The 352-nt window shown below is 55.1% G+C and carries 1 pseudogene; it reads left to right on the forward strand.

Annotation, left to right across the window (positions count from 1 at the left end):
• Positions 1-352 (forward strand): annotated as a pseudogene (locus tag RTW80_RS27955) (DNA primase); the annotation flags it as partial.

A 352-nucleotide genomic window follows, 5' to 3' on the forward strand; every position in this document is an offset into this window, starting at 1 on the left:
ATGGTGTGCTTAACCTGAAAACGGGGGAATTTTCTCCGCACTCGCCGGAGCACTGGAGCACCACGCACAATGGCATTGAGTACACGCCACCAGTAGCAGGGGAAAACATCCGCGATAATGCGCCAAATTTCCATAAATGGCTTGAACATGCTGCAAGAAAAGACCCGCGCAAGATGATGCGTATATGTGCCGCGTTATACATGATTATGGCGAACCGCTACGACTGGCAGATGTTCATTGAGGCCACCGGAGACGGGGCAAGCGGTACGAGAACATGTACCCATAGTGCCACCCTGCTTGCTGGCCAACCGACCACCGTCAGCGCGGAGATGACCTCACTCGGGGCTGCAGG

The sequence above is a fragment of the Escherichia sp. AM3 genome, assembly GCF_032029835.1.
Classification (GTDB): domain Bacteria; phylum Pseudomonadota; class Gammaproteobacteria; order Enterobacterales; family Enterobacteriaceae; genus Escherichia; species Escherichia coli.